Genomic DNA, 20163 nt, shown 5'->3' with positions numbered 1-20163 from the left:
TTTTGTAATAAAATAACATATAAATAAAACGCAGTATGCGGAGAAATAGAACAATGTCAGTAACAGGTCGTATTCACTCTTTCGAATCTTGCGGAACCGTCGATGGCCCAGGAATTCGGTTTATTGTATTTCTGCAAGGTTGCTTAATGCGTTGCCAATATTGCCACAATCGTGATACATGGGATACCCATGACGGTCGTGAAGCGACTATTGAAGAATTAATGCATGAAGCAAGATCATACCGTCACTTCATGAATGCTTCTGGTGGTGGTGTTACCGCCTCTGGTGGTGAAGCAATGCTACAACCAGAATTTGTCCGCGATTTCTTCCGTGCTGCACAAGCAGATGGAATTCATACTTGTCTTGATACCAATGGCTACATTCGTAAACATACCGATGTGGTTGATGAAGTATTAGATGCGACTGATCTTGTGATGCTTGATCTTAAACAGATGAATGATAGCGTTCACCAGAATTTGGTTGGTGTTTCCAATAAACGTGTGCTTGATTTTGCACGTTACCTACACCAGCGCGGTCAAAAGACATGGATCCGTTACGTAATTGTACCGGGCTACACTGATGATGAACAATCTGCACACCAATTAGGTGAGTTCATTAAAGACATGGATAATATCGAAAAAATTGAGCTGCTGCCCTACCACCAGCTTGGTGAGCACAAATGGGAAGCTCTTGGCTTTGAATACCCATTAACTGGGGTTAAGCCACCGAAAAAAGAGACAATGGAAAATATTAAAAACATTCTTGCAAGCTATGGTAAGAAAGTTATGTATTAAACAACTGTGTCATAGTTGTTAATACAAAAAAGAGCGGCTTATCTTTATCTCTAAGGAGTTAGATAAGTCGCTCTTTTCTATTTAAACTGAAAAGATAAAATAGTATTTATCGTGACAACGGTAAAATTGTGACAAGAAAAGAGATTAACAACACCATAATTAACAATGAGATTGGTACTGTATACTTCCACTTAGTTACAGGTTCTTGCATCATAACTTCCTTTGCTAAATTTACACCCTATTTGATCAGGGTCATTTTTATATGGCACATACTTTAAATGCAGAGCAAAAAACAACCAATAACTAATAATGAAATAATACATTCCATTATCAATGAAAACTAAAAACATCACCTCTTTATCTTCCACTAAATAGCAATAGCCCCTATAAAAAAACCATAAAAGGATATTTATCCATGATAAAATTATGGTATAAACCAAAAGCAAACGTTTGCGTTAATGCAAAAAGACAGATTTGCAGTTAAAAAAGCGTTCAATATCAGCATTAATATTACTCTATCTGCCTATGAGGAAATAAGCTCTCATGAAAAGTGACATCGAAATTTGCCGAGAAACGCGACTCACTCCCATTGATCGCATCGCCTTCAATGCCGGCATTGAAGCACAAGATCTTACGCCTCAAGGCAGCTTAAAAGCGAAAGTAAAACCCGCTATTTTAAAACGGTTAAGCAACAAACCTGAAGGTAAGCTCATTTTAGTAACGGCTATTACTCCAACCCCACTCGGTGAGGGTAAAACAGTAACAACCATTGGTTTAGCACAAGGGTTAGCTAAAATTAAGCGCTCAGTATTTGCCTGTATTCGCCAACCATCAATGGGGCCAGTATTTGGTATTAAAGGCGGAGCGGCAGGAGGCGGTTATAGCCAAGTAGCACCAATGGAAAAGCTCAACCTACACTTAACGGGGGATATTCATGCCGTAACCGCAGCGCATAATCTTGCAGCAGCAGCATTAGATGCTCGTCTATACCATGAATCACGCTTAGGCTACGACGGTTTTACTGCACATACGGATTTACCCGCCCTACGGATTGATATTAATAATATTAGCTGGAAGCGAGTAATGGATCATAATGATCGTGCGCTACGTATGATTACAGTTGGTCAAAATGAGCCAGGAAAAACCATTAATGGCCTTGAACGCCACGATGGATTTGATATATCTGCCGCTTCTGAATTAATGGCAATTTTAGCCCTTGCCACAGATTTAGCCGATATGCGTCAACGTATCGGAAAAATCGTGGTTGCTTATAACCTTGACGGTGAGCCTGTTACAACAGAAGATCTACACGTTGCAGGCGCAATGGCTGTCACTATGTGTGAAGCGATTGAACCGACGTTAATGCAAACCTTAGAAGGGGTGCCAACACTTATTCATGCCGGACCTTTTGCGAATATTGCTCACGGTAATTCTTCGATTATTGCCGATAAAATCGCATTAAAATTAAGTGAATTTACGGTGACTGAAGGCGGTTTTGGCTCTGATATGGGATTTGAAAAAGCCTGTAATATTAAAGCACAACAAGCACAGCGTGGTCCTGATTGCGCAGTCGTCGTTGCAACTTTGCGTGGCCTAAAAGCAAACTCAGGACTCTATGATTTACAGCCAGGGCAATCATTACCTGATAGTATTTTTGAACCGGATAGTACAGCTTTATTAGCTGGTTTTGAAAATTTACGTTGGCATATTAATAATGCCGCCAAATACGGTGTACCCGTTGTAGTGGCGATTAATCGTTTTCCACAAGATACTGATCAAGAACTTGAACAATTAAAACAACTGATTTTAACCACAACCTTTAATGTACATGTTGATGTTGCACTCAGTGAAGCTTTTGCCAAAGGTGGAAACGGTGCAGTTGAACTCGCCCATGCGGTGGTTAACGCTTGTAAAACACCAGCAAACTTCACACCACTGTATCGCTTGAATCAAACCATTGAAGAGAAATTAATGGCAGTGGCTGAAATTGGGTATGGCGCGAAAAATCTTGAGCTATCACCTTTAGCCACACAACAGTTAGCTAAGTTAAAAGCGCAAGGGTTTAATGATTTAGCGATCTGTATGGCAAAAACACCTTTATCTATTACTACAGATCCTCATATTAAAGGTGCACCAACAGATTTTACGGTTCCAGTAAGAGAGCTAAAATTATGTGCAGGAGCTGGGTTTATCTATGCTTTATGCGGTAATGTCATGACCATGCCTGGTTTACCTGAAAAACCTGCATTTATGAATCTTGATCTTGATGCTGATGGCAATATTATTGGCCTAAGCTAAAGTCATACCATTAAATACTCAGGTATCGGTGATCATCATGGTTACCGATACCCTGCCCCACATTGGCCACCAATTCAATTGCAATCCTATTTAACGATTAAGTAAACCTACAAAAATAGTGGTTTTTAATTAAAATCAATTAGATATGTTTTTTATCAACATATCAATTGGATAACATTCGTTAACAAAAAATAATCCTATTCGTGGTGTCAGATCATTTTATTTTACACTCAACCTGCTAATCTCACGCTCATAACAAATATTCCTTGTGCTCACTATCGCGATAAAATCACAACTGAGTGAGTGCAATCTATAAAAAATTTGAGGCTTACTACAATGGAAATGACTAACGCTCAACGTCTAATTCTATCGAATCAATATTACATCATGTCAAAACTTGCACCTGAAAATGCTGACAAATACCGTCGTTTACAAATGATCATTGAACGTGGTTACTGTTTACAGATGCGTGAGCTTAACAAAGACTTTGGTGAAGTTTCTGAAGATGAATGTAAACAAGTTCTTGAAATTATGGAAATGTACCATGCTCTACAAGAATCATTTAATTTAGAAGATTGCCGTTGTGATGGTGCTAAAGACATTGACCAGCGTCGACTACAATTTTTAGGCTTTGATGTAATTACTGAAGCTAAGTTAGTTAATTATGTTCGCTTTCTTACCAATGATGAAGGCCTATACCCACAGTTTCCTAAAAATGAACACCAGTTCAATAGTCATGTACCAATGCTAGACAAATACCTACGCATGCTGACTATTTGGCGCGCATGTCCACGCCATTACCACTTATCTTGCAGTGAAATCCAACAAATCATTACTGCATAAGTTTGATAAGCATTCACAATAAAACCGAGTTAATCAACTCGGTTTTTGTTTTTATTCTCATACAATGATAATAAAACACAAAACTGAAACGTGATCCATTGTTTAGGATAACACCACTCTCTCACACTAATAACAGCCGTTGTTTTGTTATAAAAACCATTAGTGATCATTTCTGTCGCTGACGTATAATTACGTCTACTTCTTCACGCTATTAATACGTAATCTAGCAAGGTTACATTTATTAGTAATATGCCATTTAAATTTGAATAGATAATAACAATGATTAGCTATGTAAAAAATAATACCATTGGTAATCGTCTGACCTCTGCCATTATATTAATGGCATTCTTAACGATCAGTGTCAGTGTTATTGCCGCATTAACATGGCAAAAATTAAGTCAACAAATAGGTACTATTGCTAATGATAATATGCCAACTTTACGATCAAGTTATCGTTTAGAGCGCAGTACGGCAGAATTACAAGCCGCATTAACAGCATTAGACATGAATACTAATCCGTTAAAGCATAAAGCGATTAAAAAAAATATTGTCTCTATTTTAACGGCGATTAGACAATCAATAGATAATATTTCAAGTTTATATTACTACCCCAAAATAAAATCGGGTCAGCAACTATTAGTTGCCAATATCGATAGCTATATCGCATTATTACAACAGCGAAATACCCAGCGATTAGCATTAAAACAAATAGAAAATACCATTAAATGGCTACATCAAGATTTAATTGATGAGTTACAACCACTGCGACTAGAAATCGAGTGGCAAATGATGCGATTACTGAATAGCCCTCAGAAATTACCGCAAGATCATGATACTAATATCAAAAATATCATGGCTGAGTTTTCTGTTATTCAAACCATTACCATCAATGTCAATGAATTACATCAACTGATAGAAGACAGCATTCTTCACCGTCAACATAATGACATCAATACCGCTTTTGATGCTATTGCTCAAAAAATATTACAACTCAATAAAATCAGTAAGCAATTAAATAATTACCCTTCGACAATTACATACCGTCAATTACAGCAAGAATTTACACAATTAGTGACACCTAATGGCCATCTTCAAAAGCTCTTAATCTTAGATAATATAAATAGTGTAAAGATCACTCAATCTCAGCGTGATATTCGAAATCAATTAACACAACAAGAAAATATAATTCAAACACTTGTGGGTCACGCTGATAATGCACTCGCAAAATTAAATGGCAAAACAAGACATTCGATCTGGATCAGTAATTTAGTTTTATTTGGTGTGGTATTTATTACCATTATTCTTAGTGTTATTTTATCAATTTATTTAGTGGGTCGTGGCGTAGTAAAACGCTTAAACCTTCTAGGTCAAGATTTACAAGCTATTGCCAATGGTAATCTCAACGCCCATATTCAAACAACGGGCGTTGATGAAATAGGTATTTTAGGGGATAACCTGCGCTACTTCTGCCAGCAGATGCAAGAAATACAAAACTCTAATGCGCTTAATCTCATCAATAATACGCAAGCCAGCATTATTACTTGTGATCTCAATGGTGCAGTTGAATCTGTAAACCCTCAAGCATTAAAACAATTAAATTTTTGTAATGTCACCAAAAAACATCAGGTTTGGGATCTATTTAATATCTCAACCCTAACCAAGCTACAACATTTATTTACTACCAATGGGCCATTAATGACCAATGGCGCTTATAACATGACCGTCAAATTAATTACCAAAAATGGTCAAAGCTTATATTTACGACTAGATTTCCGCACTTTTACTCAAGGCAATGATGACAAAGTTATTATTACAATGACGGATATCACCGAACAAGAAAATACTGCTCGCTGGCTTGAAAATACGGTGGCAGAGAAAACGCAATCATTAACTATTCGAAACCAACAACTGCGCGATGAGATTGAAGATCGTAAACGCATTGAAGGTGATTTAATTGAAACGCAAGATGAATTAATCCAAGCGGCAAAAATGGCCGTCGTAGGTCAAACGATGACATCACTTGCACATGAACTCAATCAACCATTGTCAGCAATTTCAACTCGAATATTTAGTGCAAAACTTGCACTTGATCATAAAAAATACGAAAATCTACCCACAAATCTGACAAAAATAGACGATCTTGTTACTCGAATGAGTAAACTGATCGTAAACTTTAGAAACTTTGCTAAAAAGCAATCAGCAACCAAGCCATTAAGCAAAGTGGATGTTCAAGATTCAATTAAACAAGCATTAATCTTGGTAGAAAGTCGCGCTAAAGTACAAAAAACAACAATGGTGAATACCATTGATCACCCTCTTTACGCACTTGCAGATCAAGTCCAGTTTGAACAAATTTTAGTTAATTTATTAGTTAATAGCTGTGATGCGGTTGCCCATTGTGAGCAACGAGAAATAACAATTATTCTACTAAATAGCCCATCGAATAAAATTCGGTTGGCTGTTTATGATAGTGGCGATGGTTTTGATGCCACGATCATTGACAAATTATTCATTCCCTTTACCACCACCAAAGATGTTGGGTTAGGCCTTGGGTTAAGTATTTGTGGTTCAATTATGACGCGACTAAAAGGTGAAATCTTCCTTGCTTCTAGTTTAACAGGTGGAGCAATGGTCGTACTGGAGTTAAATAAATATGATAAGTGATGATATTGAAGTATTGATTGTGGATGACGATCATGATGTTGTCGAAGCCTATCAAGAACTACTTGAAATAGCTGGATTTAAAGCGCAAACAGTGACAGATTCCACCTTGGTTTTAGGAATGTTAAAGCGTAATTGGCCCGGTGTTATCGTGTCGGATATGTATATGCCCGGCTTAGATGGCATGGAATTATTAGCCAAAATTCAACAGTATGATCATGAATTACCTGTAATTATTATTACAGGTCATGGTGATATTCCAATGGCTGTTGGTGCCTTGAAAAAAGGGGCGGTTGATTTCTTACAAAAACCATTACAGCCTAAAGAGTTAATTACGCTACTTGAAAAGTATTTACCTCAACGTCGCCAAATTATTGAACAACGTAACACCTTGCACACGACAACCGCAGAAGTATTATTGGGAGAAAGCCCACTCATCATTAAAATTCGCGAGCAGTTAAAAACTATCGCATTAACGACTAAAGATGTGTTAATTGAAGGTGAAAGTGGTACAGGTCGCCATACGGTTGCAAAATTACTTCATCAAAATAGCCAATTAAGTAATGGCCCTTTTGTTGAAGTCAATGCCGCAAATATTACTCGTACGCCGGATTTACAACGCAGCATGATTTCAGCTCGTAGTGGGTGCTTATGTTTATCGAACCCCCACCACATGCCCATTGAAACTCAACAGTGGTTGTGTCGTTTTTTACTTGAGCAAGAACGCCAAGGTAAAAAAGAAGTCCGCGTTATCGCTTTATTTGATGGTGATCCGACGGAATCTGTTGAAACTGAACAATTTTTACCTGAATTATTCTACTTTTTAAGTCAGGTACGATTTAACTTACCAACCTTGCGTCAACGTAGTAGTGATATCACGTTAATATTTAAACACTATATTAAGCAAAGTTGTAAGAAATTGAACAAAGCAATCCCCGCCATTGATAAAGCTTATCTGGCGATTTTAAATCGTTATGAATGGCCGGGAAATGTATTAGAACTTAAAAATGTGGCTGAATTATACGCCATAGGGATCGTCAAACTTGCAGGGCAAGAACGCTCAAAACCGTTAGATCAAATGAGTAGTCCACTTGATGATCTGGTTGATGGTTATGAAAAGCAAGTCATTGAAGATGCGTTATACCTCTTTTCAGGCCGTATCAATGAAGTGTCATCATACTTACAAATACCCCGTAAAAAATTGTATTTGAGAATGAAAAAACACGGTTTAGATAAAGCTGAATATAAAGTACGCTCAAACCAACCGCTATAAATCACAATCTATTCCCCAGAATTTGAACTATTCTGGGGAATTTTTTTATTATAATTCTAATGCCCACCGTATAAACTTCTTACGCTGTTCTTTATTTGCCTGTTGATATAGTTGTTGTAAGAGTTGATCCGTTTGTTGAGCCGTTAAATGCGTAGTATCAATCGATGTAACCGCAGTGCTTTTCGAATGTGACATCTGTTTATTTGTCACCATCGCTACGGGCACAACCGCTTCTCCCACCGACTCATTTAATAATTTATTGTAATCAGTAAATAATGGCGATCCCGTCATTGGAATAACTTTTTGCTCCAGCGCTAATTGAGAGCCATCGTCATTATATAACTTAAAATAAGGTTGCTTTGCGAAACGGTTAATTTCTTGCGGCGTATCTAATCGTGGTATTTTCACGGTTACTGTCGCTTGATCATCAAGCTTAAAACGCAATAAAACAGGTGACGAATTCACATATCCCATCGTCTGCCCTGTCGAGTGAGGATTTTCTGGACTATCAAATCGCACCAATAATTGCTGTTGCCCTGCGGGTAACGTCACCTGATGCTGAGTATTTTTTAAATAAACGGCTTTGGTTGCTAAAATTTCAACATTACTTGGTGTTTGTAAGTTTGTCTCTGCCCATGATGGTGCACTCATTGACGTAAATATAACGCCAGCAATAATTGCAGATGTTTTAATGTTCATTTATATCCCTCAACATAACTAAGCCAGCATTTTCTCTGCTGGCTTAATTGATACTTATTTATTTACGCAATAAGATTAGAACTCGTAACGTAAACCGACGTTGAAGTAATCTTCTTCAGGATTATTCCAGCCATTCCAATCGGTACCGACGATAGAGCCATCGCCTTTTTTACCATCACGGAACACATAACTACTGAATATTGATGAACGACTGGTTAACTTATACTGCGCTTCAAAGGTGGTATCTTTATATTCCGTTTCATCGCCGCCTTTGTTTTCAAGTGAACGGTAACCTGCACGCAATACCCAATCGGCAGTTAAATCATAAACAGCTGTTAATTCATATACTTTATCTGTGCTGTCACCACGACCATTATTAAAGGCTAATTGACCTTCAGAATACATCGCACCTAGCATCAAGTTATTGTAGTAATAACGCGTACCAGCCCCCCAGAAAGTATAGTCTTTAGCATCACTACTAATGGTGTTATCTGACTTATCATATTGATACGCAATTACAGGGGCTAATTTACCTGCATCACCAAAATCAAAGGTGTAACGTGCGGCAGCGTTGTAGCCAGTTTTTAAATTAGAAGTGCTGTTACCAAAAATATAGGCGGTAGAAACATCAAGATTACCAAACGTGTTTTGATATTGAAGAGTGCCATCTTGACGGAAAACTTGTGTTGCAGTGGAATCAACAGCGGAAACTTGTCGAGCAATCGTAACATCAGAGGCTGAGAATACATCCGCAATATCCGTAAGCATAATTAGACCAGAGGCAACCCGTCCTCCTGTTACCTTACCGTATTGTGATGCATCAATTCCGGCCCAAACATAACGTGCGGTCAGATCTTTACTATCCGGATTAAGGTTATTCGCATATTCAGCAGCATTAACTTGGTATTCAGCCCAACCGATAACAGAGACCGTATCGTTAACAGTTTGAGATCCACCCAAACCAAAACGGCCATCAAAATTACCATCAACACCAGATTGATCAGGATTATTATCACGATCGGTTAAGTTAAATCCTAAACGGCCATAAACATCAACATGAGAACCATCATCTGCTTCATAAACAGTGGCAGCCTGCGTGACACCAGCAACCAATAATGCGGGTAATACTACTGCTAATCTTGTTTTTTTCATTTTATAACGTCCTATTATTATTTCGTATGTCCGCCTTAACTGAAGTAATGCAAACAATACGACTACATTGCTGTAATAAAAAAATCAATATCGCTAATTAAAACTATGTCTGTGGTACAAAAATAATCTCTAAAGAAAACAATCTAACGCTGTTTTTCTCGATTATTTATTCACTTTTATGACTACAATAAGCAATAATCCTGAACAATTACTGAACAGTATTTTCTTATTTCACGATAAAAATTATTAATCAACAACTGTGAAATAGATCGTTTTTTAAACAACTTTTTTTGTGACGTGTCTGCTGGTCAAATAGATGATTTAAAGGTATATGAGGGAAATATGAATAATAAATAATGCTTATTCTATATAAAATAAATATAAAGCACGTGGGAGTAGTTCAAGCTATAAATTCCGATTACACTATGCAGCTGTTTTTCAGCTTTGGTCTATTACATGTCTTATCAATGCCCTTTATGTCACTTGCCCCTTAATGTCGATGCTAACAACACATCATCAACATCTTACCGTTGTAGCAATAATCATCAGTTTGATCAGGCAAAAGAAGGCTATGTAAATTTAATGCCTGTACATCATAAAAGTTCGAAAAACCCTGGTGACAATAAAGAAATGATGCAAGCACGACGCTTATTTCTTAACACTGAACATTATCAGCCACTACGCGATGCTGTTATGGCACAGTTACGTCAGTACTTACCGCAACAAGCTACAGAACTGCTTGATATTGGCTGTGGTGAAGGTTATTACACCTCTGAATTTGTTCAATTACACCAACAATTTCCGACTATCAACATTCATGGATTAGATATTTCTAAAGTTGCGGTTAAATATGCCGCCAAGCGTTACCATGATTGTGATTTCTGTGTGGCTTCTAGTCACCGCTTACCATTTGCCGATCACTTTTTTGATGGTGTCGTTCGTATTTATGCCCCATGTAAAGGTGAAGAGTTACATCGCGCGATTAAATCTGGTGGAATTCTTGTTGCAGTAACCCCTGCACCACGCCATCTATATCAACTAAAAGAATTAATTTATGACGGCGTTAACTTGCATGATGTGCCAGTAGAGAATATTGAAGGATTTGAGTTAGTCGTAGATCAACAATTGCATTACGACATGACATTAAGTGGTGAAGAAGCAACAGCACTAATGCAAATGACGCCTTTTGCATGGAAAACATCAGAACAAGTATGGCAACAACTGGCACAAGCCCAAAATTTCGAATGTGAAGCTGATTTTGCTATTCGTGTTTATCGTCGCCAATAGTTACAAATAGTGAGATTGATTATCATTTGATATTGATAATCAATCTCAAGTTGTCTATTATTTGCCGTTTATCCTCTCGGTATAACGACAATGAAGTCATTAATTTGTTTAGGTGTTGCAAGCTTATTAATTGGTTGCGCCTCTCCCCCGTCAGCCAATAACACTCTCGCCTCCACCAGCACCGCAACCACCATGTATGATTACACTATTGCAAGTCCTCAAGGTGAGCCTCTTTCCGTCGTTCAATTAGCACAAGCGCTACGTGACGCTGATATTATTTTAGTTGGTGAATGGCATAGCCACCCCGCAGCCCATCTTTTACAAGCTCAATTATTAGCAGCACTGTACCAACAAAATCCTAAAATCACCTTATCAATGGAACAATTTACACGTGACAACCAACTGATCCTTAATGATTATTTAGCTGGTAACATCGGTGAAAAAACATTAGTCAAAGAGGCCAATGCATGGCCTAACTATGACAGCGATTACCGCCCATTAGTTGAGTTTGCAAAACAAAATAACGTAGATGTTATTGCAGCAAATGCACCAAAATCAATTGTTCGTTGTGTTGGACGTCAAGGGCCGGAATATCTTAATAAGCTTCCCCCTAATGAACGATTATGGGCCGCGCGTTCATTAACACTAGCCACAGATGCTTATCAACAAACCTTTATTGCTTCGATGCACCATGGCGATGAAGCACAAACTAAACGTCAATTTGCGGCCCAAACGACATGGGATGACACCATGGCAGAAAGTATGGTTGATTATTTAAAACAACACCCACAACAACAAATCATTCATGTTGCTGGACGGTTTCATACTGCAGAAGGATTAGGTACTGCATCACGAATTCAAGCGCGAAACCCAAAGCTTAAAATAATGATGGTGACCCCAATTTCAAATCAAGTCACATTGCATGCGAACGCACCTGATTTCACTGTAAAAATGCAGCCTTTACCACAACGGTATGTACAAAAAGATAAAATGATGGCGGCAATGACTGCCATGGGGAAAAGAAATTCTGATTTAAAATGCTATTAATATAAGTCAATAAACACAATAGCAAACGCTAGATAAAGAAGAACCCCATCGGCGGCCAAGCAGTTGGGGTTCTAAGAGAGATAACAGCTATATCTCAAGTTACTGAGCAATTATACCTTAGTAACCTGTTTATTACCTGAATAATCATTCATTATCGAATAATATTCGCGCTATAATACGGTTATAGCATGACATTATAGTTACTGCATAATGTCATTTAAGTGTTCCTATACGAATAAGACCACAGTGGACAAGATTAGTTGCAAAAAAGAACGCGTTTACTGAATATTTTTTTATCGCACGAATTTCAGCCTTACCCCATCGCTACCCACGCCAATTTACAGTAAAATAAAACCAGAGCTCTTTTCTTTGAGCCAAATTAATTAGGAAAACAATGAAAAAAACATTTGCTTTAACTCATCCCAAGAAAGCGTCTGCGCGTGTTGTAGAAGCAATTAAACACGATGTAAAAAAATACATTCGTCGTGAGCGTAATAAAACATTACCTGCTGGTACTGATTTTTGGGATTTTGATTGCAAGTTTGGTCATACCGAGCAAGAAGCAAAAGTTATTCACGTAAAAGAAATCAACAAGTACATTGATGAAGCTGAAAAGCTAGAACTTCCATCATTATACTTAGAGATTCTGGCAAAGCCTGCAACACGTGCACCACGTCCAGATTTTGATTTCGACGAAGAATAATTGCTCATTAGCCATTATGTAATGTGCTATAGATCCAAACAAAAAAAGAGTCGCTAATGCGACTCTTTTTTATTACAACAAAACAAATGCTCTTGCTTAGAACCAACGATCTAATGCATGTCGATCTAATTGCTTGAATGCTCGATTTAATACATCCGCTAATTCTTGGTAGCGTGGCTGCGATTTTTTAGGCTGCATTGCATGCCCTTCACTAACAATCTTCTGATAAATTTCGCTATACCACTTCGCGAGTGATGGCGGCAAAGTCGTTTGACTGCGTTTCCCCAACCACCATAAGCCTTGTAATGGCATTGAAATAGCTAATAACGCAATCGCTATGGCTTGTGGCATTGCATCATAATTATGAAACGCCATTTGAGTAAGAATACTAATTGCAGCGACCGCAGGCATCACTTTTGTCGCAAATTGGGTGGCTTTAATATACCGATGCTCAGGAAAAACAGCCGCCAGCTCTTTGCGCATTGGCCATGTCGTCATGTAATGCTGACCATTCTGAAAGTGTTTCCACATTGTATGTTGAGCCATAATGCACCACTCATCAAAAAAAATTATAACATTTAAAAAAAATACACAACAAACTTGATTCAAATTAAAATATTCTAAAAATCTTTTTGTTATATTGCGTAACAATCGGTTATTCTAGACCAGCCTAGATGTAATTGTTGCTGTTAATGACCTTAACTGCAAGCTAGGCTCTGTCAAGGATGACCCAGAATTAGAGGTAACTCAATTCTATTTCTCAGGAAAGAGCGTGATTTTTCCCTCTAGTAAGACGTGTCATAAATATTCGTCTATTCTAGGGGTACTTTTTTATTCAAAAATGAATATCAACTTTCAGACAGATTATAGGTAGTCACTCTCATGTCTAAGCTGGTTTTAGTTCTAAACTGCGGTAGTTCATCTCTTAAGTTCGCAATCATTGATCCAGTATCAGGTGAAGAACATCTTTCAGGTCTAGCAGAATGTCTAGGCCTTCCTGAAGCTCGTATCAAGTGGAAACTTGATGGTAAGCACGAAGCACAACTAGGTGACGGCGCTGCTCACGAAGAAGCTCTAGCATTCATGGTTGATACTATTCTTGCTTCTAAGCCAGAACTTAAAGAATCTCTAGGCGCTATCGGTCACCGTATCGTACACGGTGGCGAGCAGTTCTCTGCATCAGCACTGATCGACGATGTTGTTCTTCAAGGTATCGTAGATGCGTCTGATTTCGCACCTCTACACAACCCTGCACACGTTGTTGGTATCGAAGCTGCTAAGCATAACTTCGCTGGCCTGAAGAACGTTGCTGTATTTGACACTGCTTTCCACCAGACTATGCCTGAAGAAGCATTCCTATACGCTATCCCTTACAACCTATACAAAGAAAACGGTATCCGTCGTTACGGCGCACACGGTACTTCTCACCGTTTCATCGCTCGTGAAACAGCGATCCTTCTTGACAAGCCTCTTGATGAACTAAACATCATCAACTGTCACCTAGGTAACGGCGCATCTGTATGTGCAATCAAAGGCGGTAAATCTGTAGATATTTCTATGGGTCTAACGCCTCTTGAAGGTCTAGTAATGGGTACTCGTTGTGGTGACCTTGACCCAGCAGTTATGTTCCACCTACACGATCGTCTAGGTATGAGCGTTGCTGAAATCAATACTATGTTCACTAAAGAGTCTGGCCTACTAGGTCTTACTGGTGTGACTTCTGACTGTCGTTTCGTTGAAGAGAACTACGGCGTTAAAGAAGAAGCAACTCGCGCAATGAACGTATTCTGTCACCGTCTTGCTAAGTACGTAGCTAGCTACGCAGCAACAATGGACGGTCGTCTAGACGCAATCGTATTCACAGGCGGCATCGGTGAGAACTCTGCACCAATCCGTGAAGAAGTACTTAAGCGTCTAGCTATCTTCGGTATCGAAGTAGACAGCGAAGCTAACCTTAAAGCTCGTTTCGGCGGCGAAGGTGTTATCACTACTGCAAACAGCCGCATTCCTGCAATGGTTGTTTCTACTAACGAAGAATTAGTAATCGCAGAAGATACAGCGCTTCTAGCTGAAATCTAATCTTACGATTATTAAAACGGCTGACTTTTTGTCAGCCGTTTTTTCATGGCATTTTGTCATATTTTACTGTGGTGCTGCTCTATGATTATTCTACTTAAATACTAAGTCGAATTGTTATTGAACAGTGCTGTATCGATTCAATAGTCAGAGGAATCTATAGTGTCTCGTACTATTATGCTTATCCCAGTTGGCGCTGGTGTTGGTCTAACAAGCGTTAGTCTTGGTGTGCTTCGTGCAATGGAACGCAAAGGCGTTCGTGTTTCATTCTTCAAGCCTATCGCGCAACCACGTCAAGGTGGCGACCAGCCTGATCTAACAACAACGATCATCCGTGCTAACAGCGATATGCAAATCGCTGAGTCATTCTCAATGGCAAGCGCAGAAGAACTTATTCGTAACGATCAAACTGACGTTCTTCTAGAAGACATCGTTGCTCGCTTTAAAGCAGCAACAGCAGATGCTGACGTAACGCTAATCGAAGGTCTAGTTGCTACTCGTAAGCACCCTTTTGCAAACCAAATTAACTTTGAAATTGCAAAAACACTAGATGCAGAAATCGTATTCGTTGTCTCTCCTGGCACTGATAACCCAGCGCAACTTAAAGAGCGTATCGAAGTAGCATGTTCTAACTTCGGCGGCATCAAGAACAAGCAAATCTCTGGTGTTATCGTTAATAAACTTAACGCACCAGTTGATGCTGAAGGCCGTACTCGCCCAGATCTTTCTGAGATTTTTGACGATGTTGAAGGCACTGTTCCTTCAAACGTTGAAATCATGCAAGTGTTCAACTCTAGCCCTATCCGTGTACTTGGTTGTGCACCTTGGAGCGCAGAGCTAATCGCTACTCGTGCAACAGATATTGCTCAGCACCTAAATGCTGACATCATCAATGCAGGCGATCTAGAAACACGTCGTATTAAGAGCATCACTTTCTGTGCACGTTCTATCCCTAATATGGTTGAGCACTTCCGTCCAGGTTCACTACTTGTGACGTCTGCTGACCGTCCTGACGTTATCGTTGCTGCATGTCTTGCTGCAATGAACGGCGTTGAGCTAGGTGCACTTCTACTAACAGGTGGTTACGACCTACCTAAACCTGTTATGGATCTATGTGAGCGCGCATTCGCAACAGGTCTTCCTGTTATGACGGCACAAGGTAACACTTGGCAGACATCGCTTAACCTACAGAGCTTCACTTTAGAAGTTCCTGCAGACGATAAAGAGCGTGTTGAGTTTGTTAACGAGTACATGGCAAGCCACATCGACGGTAACTGGATTGAATCTCTAACTGAAGGTTCAAACCGTGAGCGTCGTCTAAGCCCACCAGCATTCCGTTACCAGTTAACTGAACTTGCTCGTAAAGCAGCTAAGCGTATCGTTCTTCCTGAAGGTGATGAGCCACGTACAGTTAAAGCTGCGGCTATCTGTGCTGAGCGCGGTATCGCTGAATGTGTGCTTCTAGGTAACCCTGAAGAAATTCGTCGCGTTGCTGAGCAACAAGGCGTGGTTCTTGGTGCTGGCGTAACGATCATCAACTCTGATGAAGTACGTGAAAACTACGTTGCTCGTTTAGTTGAGCTACGTGGCGCGAAAGGTATGACTGACGTTGTAGCGCGTGAGAAACTACAAGATTCAGTATTCCTAGGCACAATGATGCTTGAGAATGGCGAAGTTGACGGTCTAGTGTCTGGTGCAGTTCACACAACTGCAAACACTATCGTTCCTCCATTCCAAATCATCAAGACTGCACCTGATGCGTCTATCGTATCATCTGTATTCTTCATGCTACTACCTGACCAAGTATTGGTTTACGGTGACTGTGCGATCAACCCAGATCCAACAGCAGAGCAACTTGCTGAAATCGCTATCCAATCTGCAGATTCTGCAAAAGCATTTGGTATCGACCCTCGCGTTGCTATGATCTCATACTCTACTGGTACTTCTGGTAAAGGCGCAGACGTAGATAAAGTACGTGAAGCAACTAAACTTGCTCAAGAGAAACGTCCGGATCTAGTGATCGACGGTCCTCTACAGTACGATGCTGCAATCATGGAAAACGTAGCGGCTTCTAAAGCGCCTAACTCTCCAGTAGCAGGTAAAGCAACTGTATTTGTATTCCCAGACCTAAACACGGGTAACACAACTTACAAAGCGGTACAGCGCTCTGCAGATCTAGTCTCTATCGGTCCAATGCTTCAGGGCATGCGTAAGCCAGTTAACGACCTTTCTCGTGGCGCACTAGTAGACGATATCGTTTACACAGTTGCACTAACTGCGATTCAGGCAGAACAAGCTAACGCTAAGTAAGTTCTTTTTTCTTACTTAAAAAACTGTTCTAACGCCCCTGCACAATAATTTTGTGCAGGGGCGTTTTTTATTGCTGGCAACAGCGGATTTAAGCCTTTATGCTAATTGTCTACTTAGGTTAAGGATGACCCAATAGCATGGATGTGCTCAATACCTTAGGGCTTTTTATCGGCTCTTTAGTTTCAAATACCCTCGCTTCACTTTCTGGTGGTGGCGCTGGTTTAATTCAATTCCCATTACTTCTTTTTCTTGGTTTACCGTTTGGTATTGCCCTTGCTACCCATAAAGTTGCCAGTGTTGCTTTAGGTATTGGTGCTACCGTTAATCATCTCCGTAATGGCAACTTACCGTGGAAACTAACCCTCTACGTGATTAGCGTTGGCGCTATTGGCGTCATTATTGGGGCAAATCTCATTCTCGCCATCCCCGTTAAATTTGCCGAAGCCGCTTTAGGTGCATTGATCATTAGCCTAGGTATTTATTCTGTTACTACTAAAGATCTTGGCCAAACATCCACACCACAACGTCGGCATAGTTTAGGATTTATTATTGGCGCTATTATTTTATTTATTATCGGCATGATTAACGGCTCACTGACCGCGGGGAGTGGTTTATTTGTCACTATGTTCTTAGTGCGATGGTTTGGATTTGACTATAAACAAGCTGTCGCCATCACTTTAGTCAGCGTTGGATTATTTTGGAATGCCATCGGTGCCATTGCTATCTACCAAGCGGGGGCAACCATTTACTGGCCGTGGCTACCAGTATTATTGATTGGATCGTTACTCGGTGGCTATCTTGGTGCTCACCTTGCCCATCAACGTAGTAATCAGTTAATTAAACGTTGCTTTGAAAGCTTAACCTTTGTGATTGGTTTTAAATTATTACTCGACCTTTAATAATAACCATCGCCTCAAACAGGAATTAACATGAATAAAGCCACCATCGATATTTATTATTGTCGTCAGTGTAATTGGATGCTGCGAGCAACATGGATGACACAAGAATTACTGCATACCTTCAGTGAAGAAATCACTTCCATTAGCCTTCATCCTGATACCGGTGGACGTTTTGAAATTTTTTGTAATAAACAGCTTATTTGGGAACGTAAAGTCGATGGCGGCTTTCCTGATGCAAAACAACTTAAACAACGGATTCGTGATGAGATAGATCCCGAACGTGATTTAGGTCATATCGATAGATAATCTTGCTTTCAACAAAAAAGCGCATGCTCGATAGCTCAAGCATGCGCTTTTTATTAATGGCTAAGATGCTAATTAAGCACTGTTTGTGCCAATACCTCACCCTCAAAACTAATCACAGATAGCTGATTACCGTCTAATAAACCGTAGCTTGCAGGTAAACCGTTACGAGGAATAGCAACGGAGCCAGGATTAAAGGCGTAGTAATCCGATTTTAATTCAGCAACAGGAATATGCGTGTGGCCAGATACAATCACATCACCATTCATCAACGGTGGATGCTTATCGGCATTATAAATATGACCATGAGTTAAAAATAACCGTCGACCATCAGCTAACATCACCAAGTTATAATCTGCCATCATTGGAAAATCTAACAGCATTTGATCAACGTCGCTGTCGCAATTACCTCTTACCGCAGTAATTCGATCTGCATACTGATTTAATAATTCAGCCACTTTGATCGGATCGTACCCTTCAGGTAACGCATTGCGAGGCCCATGATTAAGAATATCACCTAATAAAATAAGATACTTAGCCCCACTTTTTTCAAAAGCAGCAATGGCTTTTTGAGCAGCAACGAAACTACCGTGAATATCTGATGCAAAAAATAATTTCATGATTAAGCTCGACCAAAAAATCGTAAATATATTGATTCAGTCTACGTGAGCCGCAATAAAAATACTATTATCACAATCAAGCCATAATGTGATCAGCCAGTATCACTTATACTGTGAAAGTAATTGGCAATAATAATATTCATTGCAGCACAAACTTGTTTACAGCATCAGTTAATTTAATATAGTACATCGATAACCGCGAGGAATAACACTATGAAAATCTTAGTGACGGGCGCGACAGGGCTCATCGGTAAAGCACTGCTTCCCCATTTAAATCATGATGAAATTACGGTTATTAGCCGTGATCCCGCTCGCGCTTATCAACAATTAGGTCATCATATTAACGCGCTTGATTTACTTGAGTCATTACCTAGCCTTGATCAATTCGATGCTGTTATTAATCTTGCGGGTGAACCAATCATTGGCAAGCGTTGGAGTGCTCAACAAAAACATGTTATTGAAGACAGCCGCTGGAATATCACCCAACAACTGGTTGATAAAATAAAAGCCAGTGATAACCCTCCTCATACATTTATTAGTGGCTCGGCTGTTGGTATCTACGGTAATCAACACGATCAAATCATTGATGAAACATTTAATATTACACCTAATAATACTGATTTTTCCCAGCAAGTTTGCTCTCAGTGGGAACAAATAGCCCTTGAAGCACAATCTGATAAAACGCGTGTATGCTTATTAAGAACGGGGATCGTACTTGCTAAACAAGGCGGTGCATTGGCGAAAATGTTATTACCTTATCAATTTGGCGTTGGTGGCCCTATTGGTAGTGGTCAGCAATATTTCCCATGGATCCAACTACAAGATATGGTGCGAGGAATTTTATTTTTACTTAATAATAATGATGCTCAAGGTCCGTATAATATGACCGCTCCCAACCCGGTCACTAATCGTGTTTTCAGTTCTACCCTTGCCAACACCTTACATCGCCCACATTTATTGTTTACCCCTGCTTGGGTATTAAAATGTGCCCTTGGAGAGTCTTCACAACTGCTATTAGACGGTCAACGCGCATTACCGAACAAATTACTGGTTGCAGGGTTTAACTTTACCTTCCCTGATATTGAGCAAGCGTTAAAGCAGACGTTGGGGGATTAATTAAGTGTATTTGCACAATAAAAGCAGACTAGAATAACAGCCCTGTAGAGTAATAACCCTGTAATAAATTCATCAGATATTA

The 20163-nt window shown here is 39.5% G+C and carries 17 protein-coding genes; 13 read left to right on the top strand and 4 right to left on the bottom strand.

Annotation, left to right across the window (positions count from 1 at the left end; all coding sequences use genetic code 11):
• Positions 1 to 53: 53 nt before the first annotated feature.
• The 5 genes from pflA (at position 54) to C9I86_RS15615 (ending at position 7869) form a co-directional block, all read left to right on the top strand.
• On the top strand, positions 54 to 794 hold the full coding sequence (gene pflA / locus C9I86_RS15635; RefSeq protein WP_080158068.1) for a pyruvate formate lyase 1-activating protein: 741 nt from the start codon (positions 54 to 56) through the stop codon (positions 792 to 794).
• A gap of 543 nt (positions 795 to 1337) precedes the next feature.
• Positions 1338 to 3092 (top strand): formate--tetrahydrofolate ligase, encoded by a 1755-nt coding sequence (locus C9I86_RS15630; RefSeq protein WP_107276879.1) that lies wholly within the window; start codon positions 1338 to 1340, stop codon positions 3090 to 3092.
• Positions 3093 to 3428: 336 nt separating this feature from the next.
• On the top strand, positions 3429 to 3935 hold the full coding sequence (locus C9I86_RS15625; protein WP_080158070.1) for a YfbU family protein: 507 nt from the start codon (positions 3429 to 3431) through the stop codon (positions 3933 to 3935).
• Positions 3936 to 4214: 279 nt separating this feature from the next.
• Positions 4215 to 6599, top strand: coding sequence for an ATP-binding protein (locus C9I86_RS15620; protein WP_107276878.1), 2385 nt, complete (start codon positions 4215 to 4217; stop codon positions 6597 to 6599).
• A complete protein-coding gene (locus C9I86_RS15615; protein WP_080158072.1) occupies positions 6589 to 7869 on the top strand; it encodes a sigma-54 dependent transcriptional regulator in 1281 nt (426 codons plus the stop codon). Before C9I86_RS15620 ends, C9I86_RS15615 begins: the two co-directional genes overlap by 11 nt.
• Positions 7870 to 7917: 48 nt before the next feature.
• Here C9I86_RS15615 and C9I86_RS15610 read toward each other — a convergent pair whose 3' ends face one another.
• Together C9I86_RS15610 and C9I86_RS15605 are read right to left on the bottom strand one after the other, a co-directional pair.
• Positions 7918 to 8568 carry a DUF2057 family protein gene (locus tag C9I86_RS15610; protein WP_080158073.1) on the bottom strand — a complete coding sequence of 217 codons (651 nt, stop codon included), beginning with the start codon at positions 8566 to 8568 and terminating at the stop codon, positions 7918 to 7920.
• 75 nt (positions 8569 to 8643) lie between these two features.
• Entirely contained in the window at positions 8644 to 9720 is a 1077-nt protein-coding gene (locus C9I86_RS15605) for a porin (RefSeq protein WP_080158074.1), read from the bottom strand.
• A gap of 456 nt (positions 9721 to 10176) precedes the next feature.
• On the opposite strand from C9I86_RS15605, the gene rlmA reads away from it, so the two are divergent.
• From rlmA to C9I86_RS15590, 3 genes are all read left to right on the top strand, one after another.
• A complete protein-coding gene (gene rlmA, locus C9I86_RS15600) occupies positions 10177 to 11007 on the top strand; it encodes a 23S rRNA (guanine(745)-N(1))-methyltransferase (RefSeq protein ID WP_107276877.1) in 831 nt (276 codons plus the stop codon).
• 90 nt (positions 11008 to 11097) lie between these two features.
• Positions 11098 to 12054 (top strand): ChaN family lipoprotein, encoded by a 957-nt coding sequence (locus C9I86_RS15595; protein ID WP_080158076.1) that lies wholly within the window; start codon positions 11098 to 11100, stop codon positions 12052 to 12054.
• A 394-nt stretch (positions 12055 to 12448) separates the two neighbouring features.
• Positions 12449 to 12757 (top strand): DUF6172 family protein, encoded by a 309-nt coding sequence (locus C9I86_RS15590; RefSeq protein ID WP_080158077.1) that lies wholly within the window; start codon positions 12449 to 12451, stop codon positions 12755 to 12757.
• Between the two features lie 96 nt (positions 12758 to 12853).
• Here the strand turns inward: C9I86_RS15590 and yfbV are convergent, their stop codons facing one another.
• On the bottom strand, positions 12854 to 13303 hold the full coding sequence (gene yfbV / locus C9I86_RS15585) for a terminus macrodomain insulation protein YfbV (RefSeq protein ID WP_045038210.1): 450 nt from the start codon (positions 13301 to 13303) through the stop codon (positions 12854 to 12856).
• A gap of 336 nt (positions 13304 to 13639) precedes the next feature.
• On the opposite strand from yfbV, the gene C9I86_RS15580 reads away from it, so the two are divergent.
• The 4 genes from C9I86_RS15580 (at position 13640) to C9I86_RS15565 (ending at position 18348) form a co-directional block, all read left to right on the top strand.
• On the top strand, positions 13640 to 14836 hold the full coding sequence (locus tag C9I86_RS15580) for an acetate kinase (protein ID WP_080158078.1): 1197 nt from the start codon (positions 13640 to 13642) through the stop codon (positions 14834 to 14836).
• Positions 14837 to 14995: 159 nt separating this feature from the next.
• A complete protein-coding gene (gene pta, locus C9I86_RS15575; RefSeq protein WP_199190809.1) occupies positions 14996 to 17143 on the top strand; it encodes a phosphate acetyltransferase in 2148 nt (715 codons plus the stop codon).
• A 137-nt stretch (positions 17144 to 17280) separates the two neighbouring features.
• The gene (locus C9I86_RS15570) at positions 17281 to 18042 is read left to right on the top strand and encodes a sulfite exporter TauE/SafE family protein (RefSeq protein WP_080158079.1); all 762 of its coding nucleotides are present in this window, start codon (positions 17281 to 17283) and stop codon (positions 18040 to 18042) included.
• A gap of 30 nt (positions 18043 to 18072) precedes the next feature.
• On the top strand, positions 18073 to 18348 hold the full coding sequence (locus C9I86_RS15565) for a SelT/SelW/SelH family protein (protein ID WP_080158080.1): 276 nt from the start codon (positions 18073 to 18075) through the stop codon (positions 18346 to 18348).
• A gap of 68 nt (positions 18349 to 18416) precedes the next feature.
• On the opposite strand, the gene yfcE is transcribed toward C9I86_RS15565, so the two are convergent.
• Positions 18417 to 18965 carry a phosphodiesterase gene (gene yfcE / locus C9I86_RS15560; protein ID WP_107276876.1) on the bottom strand — a complete coding sequence of 183 codons (549 nt, stop codon included), beginning with the start codon at positions 18963 to 18965 and terminating at the stop codon, positions 18417 to 18419.
• Positions 18966 to 19178: 213 nt separating this feature from the next.
• Between yfcE and C9I86_RS15555 the strand changes: the two genes are divergently transcribed.
• The gene (locus C9I86_RS15555) at positions 19179 to 20081 is read left to right on the top strand and encodes a TIGR01777 family oxidoreductase (protein ID WP_107276875.1); all 903 of its coding nucleotides are present in this window, start codon (positions 19179 to 19181) and stop codon (positions 20079 to 20081) included.
• Positions 20082 to 20163: the final 82 nt, after the last annotated feature.

Source organism: Photobacterium sp. NCIMB 13483, assembly GCF_003025475.1.
Lineage (GTDB): Bacteria > Pseudomonadota > Gammaproteobacteria > Enterobacterales > Vibrionaceae > Photobacterium > Photobacterium piscicola.
This window is presented reverse-complemented; position numbering and strand designations above follow the sequence as displayed.

Coding starts and splice junctions, on each gene's coding strand:
- pflA (WP_080158068.1), top strand. CDS start 54: ATGTCAGTAACAGGTCGTATTCACTCTTTCGAATCTTGCGGAACCGTC.
- C9I86_RS15630 (WP_107276879.1), top strand. CDS start 1,338: ATGAAAAGTGACATCGAAATTTGCCGAGAAACGCGACTCACTCCCATT.
- C9I86_RS15625 (WP_080158070.1), top strand. CDS start 3,429: ATGGAAATGACTAACGCTCAACGTCTAATTCTATCGAATCAATATTAC.
- C9I86_RS15620 (WP_107276878.1), top strand. CDS start 4,215: ATGATTAGCTATGTAAAAAATAATACCATTGGTAATCGTCTGACCTCT.
- C9I86_RS15615 (WP_080158072.1), top strand. CDS start 6,589: ATGATAAGTGATGATATTGAAGTATTGATTGTGGATGACGATCATGAT.
- C9I86_RS15610 (WP_080158073.1), bottom strand. CDS start 8,568: ATGAACATTAAAACATCTGCAATTATTGCTGGCGTTATATTTACGTCA.
- C9I86_RS15605 (WP_080158074.1), bottom strand. CDS start 9,720: ATGAAAAAAACAAGATTAGCAGTAGTATTACCCGCATTATTGGTTGCT.
- rlmA (WP_107276877.1), top strand. CDS start 10,177: ATGTCTTATCAATGCCCTTTATGTCACTTGCCCCTTAATGTCGATGCT.
- C9I86_RS15595 (WP_080158076.1), top strand. CDS start 11,098: ATGAAGTCATTAATTTGTTTAGGTGTTGCAAGCTTATTAATTGGTTGC.
- C9I86_RS15590 (WP_080158077.1), top strand. CDS start 12,449: ATGAAAAAAACATTTGCTTTAACTCATCCCAAGAAAGCGTCTGCGCGT.
- yfbV (WP_045038210.1), bottom strand. CDS start 13,303: ATGGCTCAACATACAATGTGGAAACACTTTCAGAATGGTCAGCATTAC.
- C9I86_RS15580 (WP_080158078.1), top strand. CDS start 13,640: ATGTCTAAGCTGGTTTTAGTTCTAAACTGCGGTAGTTCATCTCTTAAG.
- C9I86_RS15570 (WP_080158079.1), top strand. CDS start 17,281: ATGGATGTGCTCAATACCTTAGGGCTTTTTATCGGCTCTTTAGTTTCA.
- C9I86_RS15565 (WP_080158080.1), top strand. CDS start 18,073: ATGAATAAAGCCACCATCGATATTTATTATTGTCGTCAGTGTAATTGG.
- yfcE (WP_107276876.1), bottom strand. CDS start 18,965: ATGAAATTATTTTTTGCATCAGATATTCACGGTAGTTTCGTTGCTGCT.
- C9I86_RS15555 (WP_107276875.1), top strand. CDS start 19,179: ATGAAAATCTTAGTGACGGGCGCGACAGGGCTCATCGGTAAAGCACTG.